Origin of the sequence: Anoxybacteroides voinovskiense (genome assembly GCF_014196205.1) — a bacterium.
GTDB classification, from domain to species: Bacteria; Bacillota; Bacilli; order Bacillales; family Anoxybacillaceae; genus Anoxybacteroides; species Anoxybacteroides voinovskiense.
This window is the reverse complement of record NZ_JACIDE010000021.1, coordinates 49,841-57,154: the sequence shown is the minus strand read 5'-3', so window position 1 is coordinate 57,154 and position 7,314 is coordinate 49,841. Positions and strand designations below refer to the sequence as shown.

At 44.8% G+C, this 7,314-nt stretch carries 10 protein-coding genes; 3 read left to right on the top strand and 7 right to left on the bottom strand.

The window, feature by feature from the left end; genetic code table 11:
• Nucleotides 1-85: 85 nt before the first annotated feature.
• The 3 genes from GGR02_RS13100 to typA are packed head-to-tail and all read right to left on the bottom strand — an operon-like array spanning nucleotide 86 to nucleotide 2,590.
• Nucleotides 86-361: a hypothetical protein gene (locus tag GGR02_RS13100; protein WP_183185477.1), complete on the bottom strand. Its 276-nt coding sequence runs from the start codon at nucleotides 359-361 to the stop codon at nucleotides 86-88.
• A gap of 60 nt (nucleotides 362-421) precedes the next feature.
• The gene (locus GGR02_RS13095; RefSeq protein WP_183185476.1) at nucleotides 422-736 is read right to left on the bottom strand and encodes a YlaH-like family protein; all 315 of its coding nucleotides are present in this window, start codon (nucleotides 734-736) and stop codon (nucleotides 422-424) included.
• A 12-nt stretch (nucleotides 737-748) separates the two neighbouring features.
• Entirely contained in the window at nucleotides 749-2,590 is a 1,842-nt protein-coding gene (gene typA, locus GGR02_RS13090) for a translational GTPase TypA (protein WP_183185475.1), read from the bottom strand.
• Between the two features lie 116 nt (nucleotides 2,591-2,706).
• Here typA and GGR02_RS13085 point away from each other — a divergent pair, with 116 nt between their 5' ends.
• Complete coding sequence (locus tag GGR02_RS13085) at nucleotides 2,707-2,892, top strand: YlaF family protein (RefSeq protein ID WP_183185474.1); 186 nt, start codon at nucleotides 2,707-2,709, stop codon at nucleotides 2,890-2,892.
• A 27-nt stretch (nucleotides 2,893-2,919) separates the two neighbouring features.
• Here the strand turns inward: GGR02_RS13085 and GGR02_RS13080 are convergent, their stop codons facing one another.
• The 4 genes from GGR02_RS13080 to GGR02_RS13065 all read right to left on the bottom strand — a co-directional run bounded on the left by GGR02_RS13080 (nucleotide 2,920) and on the right by GGR02_RS13065 (nucleotide 5,388).
• On the bottom strand, nucleotides 2,920-3,708 hold the full coding sequence (locus tag GGR02_RS13080; protein ID WP_183185473.1) for an inositol monophosphatase family protein: 789 nt from the start codon (nucleotides 3,706-3,708) through the stop codon (nucleotides 2,920-2,922).
• 127 nt (nucleotides 3,709-3,835) lie between these two features.
• Nucleotides 3,836-4,024, bottom strand: a complete 189-nt coding sequence (locus GGR02_RS13075; RefSeq protein WP_066323466.1) for a hypothetical protein — start codon at nucleotides 4,022-4,024, stop codon at nucleotides 3,836-3,838.
• A gap of 109 nt (nucleotides 4,025-4,133) precedes the next feature.
• On the bottom strand, nucleotides 4,134-4,412 hold the full coding sequence (locus GGR02_RS13070; RefSeq protein WP_183185472.1) for a UPF0223 family protein: 279 nt from the start codon (nucleotides 4,410-4,412) through the stop codon (nucleotides 4,134-4,136).
• A gap of 16 nt (nucleotides 4,413-4,428) precedes the next feature.
• Nucleotides 4,429-5,388, bottom strand: a complete 960-nt coding sequence (locus GGR02_RS13065; protein ID WP_183185471.1) for an NAD(P)H-dependent flavin oxidoreductase — start codon at nucleotides 5,386-5,388, stop codon at nucleotides 4,429-4,431.
• Between the two features lie 220 nt (nucleotides 5,389-5,608).
• On the opposite strand from GGR02_RS13065, the gene GGR02_RS17635 reads away from it, so the two are divergent.
• Together GGR02_RS17635 and GGR02_RS13060 are read left to right on the top strand one after the other, a co-directional pair.
• Nucleotides 5,609-5,743, top strand: a complete 135-nt coding sequence (locus GGR02_RS17635) for a hypothetical protein (protein WP_260175119.1) — start codon at nucleotides 5,609-5,611, stop codon at nucleotides 5,741-5,743.
• Nucleotides 5,744-5,840: 97 nt separating this feature from the next.
• Entirely contained in the window at nucleotides 5,841-7,313 is a 1,473-nt protein-coding gene (locus GGR02_RS13060; RefSeq protein ID WP_183185470.1) for an aminotransferase class I/II-fold pyridoxal phosphate-dependent enzyme, read from the top strand.
• Nucleotide 7,314: the final 1 nt, after the last annotated feature.

Genomic DNA, 7,314 nt, shown 5'->3' with positions numbered 1-7,314 from the left:
CAATATGATGATAACATATTGCCAGATTAAAAATAACTATTTTTATAAAAATTTTTAATTATTTTTATTTATTTGGTTAATTTTATTATCCATATTTCTCAGGCTCGCGCTCGATTTGTTCAAGCATAACGTCAATCAATTCTACCGGAAAGCGCGCCGTTTTCCACTCGTCTTCTTTTTTATAGTGAACGGTATACATCGATTCCTCTTTCACGACGTTTATGTCTGTAACGTGAAAGTCCGTTTGTAAAATAGCGCGGAAAAAAGCAACCGTTTCTTGCGCTGCCGTATCATTCGGTCGCGCCTCAGCAACGACGTGAATCGTCAACCAGTTATAAAGGGCGTCTTGCAATGACTTCACTCCACCACCACCTTATTTTATGCTTGTATGCGTGGACTACGGCAAAAAAGATTTGTCTAATTAATTAGCCCCTTTATTTGCATCTTGTTTTTTCGCTTGATGTAGTCGAATTTTATAAATCGTCAAAATAAGCGCGGCGACTACTAACCCTTCCGCAATAGGCAAAAAGACAGCAAAAAATGTTAAAATGGTACAGCCTAACGCCAAGAGCACGTAAATGATGACGTTTTTTAATACCGGCAGTTTTTTCGCAAACCCAAGCCGATATACAATGGCGGATAAAATGAGCACTGTAACATACAACAGCCACATGCCTTGCTTCGGGTTCGTATGCACCCCGTACAGCGAGGCAAAGAAGGAAAGCCGCTCTAACATATTATCTCCCCCTTATTTCGCCTGTTCCGCCGCTTTCTTTTTCTTCGCTAGCTTCTCACGCTCGTTTTTATCTAAAATTTTCTTGCGCAAGCGAATCGATTGCGGCGTCACTTCGCAATATTCATCGTCATTTAAATATTCAAGCGCTTCTTCCAGCGTCATAATGCGCGGCTTTTTCATCGTCACCGTCTGCTCTTTTGTCGCCGAACGAATATTTGTCGCGTGTTTGACTTTGCAAATGTTTACGACTAAATCGTTTTCGCGCGTATGCTCGCCAACAATCATTCCTTCATACACTTCTGTTCCTGGCTCCACAAAAATCGTGCCGCGGTCTTCCACTTGCATAATTCCATAGGCAGTCGCCTTGCCCGTTTCCAGCGAAATAAGCACTCCTTGGCGTCGTCCGCCGACAAGCCCTTTTTGCACTGGCGCGTAATGGTCAAACGAATGGTTTAAAATCCCGTACCCGCGCGTCAACGACATAAATTCCGTGCGATAGCCGATTAACCCGCGTGCTGGCACTAGGAAAATAAGGCGGACTTGTCCATTTTCTTGATGGAGCATATCGACCATTTCCCCTTTACGCATACCGAGCGACTCCATAATCGCTCCTGTATACTCTTCTGGGATGTCAATTTGCACGCGCTCCATCGGCTCACAAAGCACCCCATCTACCTCCTTCATAATGACTTCCGGTTTGGATACTTGCAGCTCAAACCCTTCACGCCGCATATTTTCGATTAAAATCGATAAATGCAATTCCCCGCGCCCCGAAACAATCCACGCGTCCGGCGACTCGGTCGGTTCGACGCGTAAACTCACGTCTGTCTCAAGCTGTGTGCGAAGCCGTTCTTCGATTTTACGAGCGGTGACGTATTTTCCTTCGCGACCAGCAAACGGGCTATTATTCACTAAAAATGTCATTTTTAACGTCGGTTCATCAATTCGTAACGCTGGTAACGCCTCTTGCTGCTCAATCGGGCATACCGTTTCCCCGACGTTAATGTCTTCCATTCCCGAAACAGCAATAATATCGCCTGCTTCTGCTTCAGTAATTTCGATGCGCTTTAATCCGATGAAGCCAAATAGCTTCGTAACGCGGAACGTTTTCACCGATCCATCTAACTTCATTAACGCCACTTGTTGGCCGACTTTAATCGTGCCGCGAAACACACGCCCAATCCCAATTCGACCGACATAGTCGTTATAATCAAGCAGCGCCACTTGGAATTGCAGCGGCTCAGTGCGGTTATCAACAGGAGCAGGAATGTGCTCCATAATCGTTTCAAATAGTACCGTCATATCGCTTTCTTGCCGGTGCGGGTCTAAGCTTGCCGTCCCGTTCAATGCAGAAGCGTAAACGACCGGAAACTCTAGCTGCTCTTCTGTTGCCCCTAGTTCAATAAATAAATCAATGACTTCATCGACGACTTCTTCCGGACGAGCAAATTCGCGGTCGATTTTATTGACAACGACAATCGGCGTCAACTGCTGCTCGAGCGCTTTTTTCAGCACGAAGCGCGTCTGCGGCATGCACCCTTCGTACGCATCGACAACAAGCAACACCCCATCCACTAATCGCATAATCCGTTCTACTTCTCCACCAAAATCGGCATGCCCAGGCGTGTCTAAAATGTTAATGCGCGCATCTTTATAATGAATCGCGGTGTTTTTCGCCAAAATAGTAATGCCACGTTCTCTTTCTAAATCATTGCGGTCAAGCGCCCGTTCTTGTACTTGTTCATTTGCACGAAACGTCCCTGATTGGCGCAACAACTGATCGACTAACGTTGTTTTGCCATGGTCGACATGGGCGATAATTGCAATATTTCGAAGATCTTCTCGCCGTTTCACTTCATTCAACTCCTATACGTAAATTGCTCGTTTATTATATCATAAAGAGGATAGAAAAGCGGAATGTTTTCCTGTAAACTGAAAAAGGAAAAGAGAAGACGAGAAAGGGGATTTTCATGAAATCGATTCAGCCCGTGTTTTTGTTGTTTGCGATTTTGGCTGCTTCATCGATTATGGCCATCGGGATTTTTATTGCCGAACAAATTACAATCGGCATTATCCTTTCAATTGTTGCTTTTGTGCTTATTATGGGAATCGGATTCATCACGAAAAAACGGATGCGTGAAAAAGGTATGTTATAATCGGGACATGGAACGCTTGTCCCGATTTTATTTTCGAATATATTGCTTTACAATTTGTTCATGAAGCCCTGGTTTGGCGACTAACACCGAGTTTTGTTCAAGCAATTGAAGTGGTTCACCATAAATATTTGTCACCACGCCGCCAACTTCCTCGACAATGATAAGCCCACCGGCAAAATCCCACGGCGACAACCGCATCGTCATGTACGCATCTAACCTTCCCGCGGCAACATATGCCATTTCGAGCGCTGCTGAACCGTATGACCGCGTCCCACGCACTGCTTTCACAAGCGGTGTTAGTCTAGATGGGTCAATGCGGGCATTGTCAATCACCCACGTTGTATTTAAGGAAATAATCGCTTCGGAAACAGATACCGGCTGCAACCGCGGAAGCGGAGAATCGTTTACATACGCGCCCTTTCCTTTTTGTGCCGAATATAGTTCGTCATGCACAACATCGTAAATATAGCCAAGTTGACCGACGCCATCATGAAAAATGCCGATCGAAATGGCAAAATTTCGTTGTTGGTGAATAAAATTCATCGTCCCATCAATCGGGTCGATAATCCACACCGTCCCATCTAATGCTCCTATATCATCGCCAAACCCTTCTTCGCCAAGCACGCGATGTTGTGGAAAAGTATTTTTTATGTGCTCAATGAAAAACTGCTCCGTTTCTTTGTCCACGTTAGTCACTAAGTCTTTCCGATTCGATTTCGTTTGTATCGTCAATTGCTGCGCAAACGTTTCACAAATGCGGGATCCAGCTTCTTTCAACCATGCTCGGGCACATTCGTCGATTTGTTCCCAATTCATTTTTCCAACTCCTATCGAAAAAAATCATCATAATTTGTTATGTACGAATATACATTAGAATAGTGCAAGTTGGCACATTCTGCAAGAAAAAACGAACCGTATCATATGGTTCGCCAGTTCGCTTTCTTTATAGCTGAAGACGCATCAGTTCTTGACGTAACTTTTCTAATTTTCGCTTGCACTCTTTTTTCTTCTCTTCATCATTTTCCATCATCGCATCATAAAGGGTTGCCAACTCATAATCTAACTCAAGCTTGAGAACTGCCATCCGCTTTTCGCCGTCTGTCCGTTTGACTGAATTGACTGTTTTTTTCATTAACAGAAGCACCCCTTTCCCTTTCTTTTGGAAAATCACAAAATTTTCTGATAGTGTTTATATATATTATGTAAGGAAAGGGGGCTATGCAACAAATTTGTGCATTCGTCTAATTTTTTTCGTTCATCTGAATCCACTCGCCATTTTTTGCTTCTTTCGCTTTTTTCACGACGCGATAGGACGAGTAGCCGCTCGTTTTTTCAAATTCATCACACCATTTTTTCTCTTCGCTTTTGCTCGGAACGATTTCTTTAAATCGACGGTACATATTCATTAACTGCTCACGTTCCATTCCGTGTTCATAAACCGTTTCGACCGCTTCAAAAAACTTAATCACATCAATAATTTCTTGCGTTGTCCAATCGTAAGAAAACGGGTACGAGTACACTAAATCACCTCCGCCATTAGTTTGCCCAGCGTTTGCGAATTTGTTCCGCCTCTTTCACCATGCGGGCAAATAATTCGGCAACGGTCGGCACATCATGAATTAAGCCCATCACTTGTCCGGCCCACGCAAATCCTTCGTTCGTTTTCCCGTCATAAATAAAGCGACGGTTCGCTTCCCCGCTAATGTATTCTTTTAATTGTTCGTACGTTCCACCTTGTTGTTCCATTTGTAAAATTTTTTCCGTCCACTCGTTCGCAATCGCTCTTCCTGGCGCTCCTAAACTTCGCTTAATAACAACGGTATCGTTTTCCGATCCTTTTACAAGCAACTCTTTGTACAGCGGATGGGCATGTACACATTCTTGCGTTGCAATAAAACGTGTGCCCATTTCGATGCCTTCCGCACCGAGCGCTAATGCCGCCATTAGCCCTCTGCCGTCTCCAATGCCGCCAGAAGCAATCACCGGAATCGATACAGAATCAACAACTTTCGGAATCAGTACAAACGTTCCGATATCGTATTTTCCTAAATGTCCTCCTCCTTCTTGCCCGACGACCATCACCGCATCTGCCCCTAGCTCTTCTGCTTTTACCGCTTGGCGGACAGCCGCGACAAGTACAAGCTTTTTAACATCTACTCCTTTTAACTGCTCAAAAAACGGGGCAGGATTTCCTCCTGTCACCGAGACGACCGGCACTTTTTCTTCAATCGCCACTTCAAGCATATGGGAAAACGGTCGTCCGTGTTGCCCAATCGCAAAGTTCACGCCGAACGGTCGGTCGGTTTTCTCGCGCACTTTTCGAATTTCTTCACGCAACGCCTCTGGTGTCGATAGCGACATTGCCGTAATTTGCCCTAATCCGCCTGCGTTCGAGACGGCTGCTGCTAGCTCTGCATATGCTAAATACGCAAGCCCACCTTGAATAATCGGATAGTCAATCCGTAATAACTCTGTCACTCTCGTTTTCCAATCCATTTGTCACACCCCCTATGTATAAGTATAATATGTTTCGAGAATACTTGCCTCATTTCCTGCGTATCGAGCGGAAAAGTTTTTCCCCATTAAACATTGCCTAAAACATAATTGAAAAATCACGGGTGTTGATTATCCATTATTTTACTAAAAAAACACAGAATCATATGACTGAACATAAGCTTTTCTGCCTCTTCCCTCGAACAAGAACGCCGGCGGGCAAATGACATTTGCCCGCAAAGCGTGCATTGTTCGAGGAGGGCATGCTGTGCGCATGCCCAGTCGGCAAGCGGTTCGCTTGCCGACTAAGGCAGAAAAGCTAGAAATAGAGCGATGTCAACTGGTTTTTATTGGTTAATCAACACGCCTGTTGAAAAATGATTCTTTGCAAACGGTGAAATAAGTGCTATAATGCATTTGTTTTATTTTTATGCAAAAAGAGGTGTGAGGGAGCATTGTCACAGTTTGAGACACCGTTGTTTACTGGGCTGTTAGAACATATGAAAAAAAATCCGATTCAATTTCACATTCCTGGCCATAAAAAAGGAGCAGGAATGGATCCCGATTTTCGTGAGTTCATCGGTGAAAATGCGTTAGCCATCGATTTAATCAACATCGGTCCTTTAGATGATTTGCATCAACCAAAAGGGATGATTAAACGCGCGCAAGAACTAGCCGCAGAAGCGTTCGGCGCCGACTATACGTTTTTTTCCGTGCAAGGAACGAGCGGGGCGATTATGACGATGGTCATGTCTGTCGCAGGTCCTGGCGATAAAATTATCGTGCCGCGCAACGTGCATAAGTCGGTCATGTCTGCCATTGTTTTTTCTGGCGCTACGCCTATTTTTATTCATCCAGAGGTGGACAAGGAGCTTGGCATTTCACACGGCATTACACCAGAATCCGTCGAGAAGGCGTTAACGCAACATCCTGATGCCAAAGGAGTGCTCGTCATTAACCCGACGTACTTTGGCATCGCTGGCGATTTGAAAAAAATTGTGGAGATTGCTCATGCCCATCATGTGCCTGTCCTCGTCGATGAAGCACACGGGGTGCACATTCATTTCCATGAGAAGCTACCGCTTTCTGCAATGCAAGCCGGAGCAGATATGGCAGCGACAAGCGTTCATAAACTAGGTGGCTCGATGACGCAAAGCTCCATTTTGAACGTGCGGGAAGGGCTTGTCTCCGCGAAGCGCGTCCAAGCAATTTTAAGCATGTTAACAACGACATCGACGTCGTATTTATTGCTTGCATCGCTTGACGTCGCGCGCAAACGGTTGGCGACAGAAGGGAGAATCCTTGCCGAAAAAGCGATTCAGCTAGCGGAAGCGACGCGCGAGAAAATTAATGAAATTCCACATTTGTACTGCGTTGGCAAAGAAATTTTAGGGACGGAAGCAACGTACAATTACGACCCGACAAAGTTAATTATTTCCGTAAAAGAACTTGGATTAACCGGGTACGACGTCGAAAAATGGCTTCGGGAAATGTACCAAATTGAAGTCGAGTTGTCCGATTTATACAACATTTTATGTATTATTACACCAGGCGATACGGAAAAGGAAACAGACATATTAGTCAAAGCGCTCTGCCATTTATCCGAGCAATATCGCCATCAAGCCGATGCAGGTGTGAAGCCGAAAGTGTTGCTTCCTGACATTCCGGCACTGGCGTTAACGCCACGCGATGCGTTTTATTCGGAAACGGAAATCGTGCCGTTTGAGCAATCTGCCGGACGAATTATTGCCGAATTTGTGATGGTCTATCCTCCAGGGATTCCGATTTTTATTCCTGGCGAAATTATTACAGAAGAAAATTTAGCGTACATTAAGAAAAACCTCGAAGTCGGCTTGCCGGTACAAGGTCCGGAGGACGATACGCTTCAAACATTGCGCGTGATTAAAGAACATAAACCGATTAAATAAC

Excerpts from the sequence above, each read along its gene's own strand:
- GGR02_RS13080 (WP_183185473.1), bottom strand. The coding sequence starts at position 3,708 with ATGAATTGGGAACAAATCGACGAATGTGCCCGAGCATGGTTGAAAGAA.
- GGR02_RS13065 (WP_183185471.1), bottom strand. The coding sequence starts at position 5,388 with ATGGATTGGAAAACGAGAGTGACAGAGTTATTACGGATTGACTATCCG.
- GGR02_RS13095 (WP_183185476.1), bottom strand. The coding sequence starts at position 736 with ATGTTAGAGCGGCTTTCCTTCTTTGCCTCGCTGTACGGGGTGCATACG.
- GGR02_RS13085 (WP_183185474.1), top strand. The coding sequence starts at position 2,707 with ATGAAATCGATTCAGCCCGTGTTTTTGTTGTTTGCGATTTTGGCTGCT.
- GGR02_RS13075 (WP_066323466.1), bottom strand. The coding sequence starts at position 4,024 with ATGAAAAAAACAGTCAATTCAGTCAAACGGACAGACGGCGAAAAGCGG.
- GGR02_RS17635 (WP_260175119.1), top strand. The coding sequence starts at position 5,609 with ATGACATTTGCCCGCAAAGCGTGCATTGTTCGAGGAGGGCATGCTGTG.